The sequence below is a fragment of the Achromobacter sp. Marseille-Q0513 genome, assembly GCF_018195695.1.
Lineage (GTDB): Bacteria > Pseudomonadota > Gammaproteobacteria > Burkholderiales > Burkholderiaceae_B > Achromobacter.
Map to the genome: position 1 here is coordinate 1 of NZ_JAGTJY010000516.1, position 462 is coordinate 462.

At 59.5% G+C, this 462-nt stretch carries 1 protein-coding gene; it reads left to right on the forward strand.

The window, feature by feature from the left end; genetic code table 11:
* Positions 1-76: 76 nt before the first annotated feature.
* A partial coding sequence (locus KDH83_RS31555) for an MFS transporter (RefSeq protein ID WP_212323112.1) occupies positions 77-462 on the forward strand: 386 nt, incomplete at its 3' end.

Below are 462 nucleotides of genomic sequence, written 5' to 3' on the forward strand. Positions count from 1 at the left end.
ACCTATTAGAAGAAACAGAAACGGCCCGGACCGGCCGTCGGTCCGCTCGCATTCCCATAAGAAACAGGAGACACGCATGAACCATACGACCTTGAGTCGCGCGGAGGCGGCCGGCGGAGACGCCGGCGTCGCGCGGGACACTGCGATCTATGCGCAGGTGTTTTGGCGGTTCATTCCCTTGCTGGGGATTTGCTGGGTGATCGCCTATCTGGATCGCGTCAATATCAGCTTCGCCAAGCTGCAGATGCAAAGCGACCTGGGACTCAGCGATGCCGTCTACGGCCTGGGCGCCAGCGTTTTCTTTGTCGGCTATCTATTGTTCGAAGTGCCCAGCAACATGATCCTGCATCGCGTGGGCGCGCGCTTGTGGATCATGCGGATCATGGTCACGTGGGGCATCGCTTCGGCGTGCACGGCCCTTGTGACCAACGAAACGGGTTTCTATGTGGTCCGCTTCCTGGT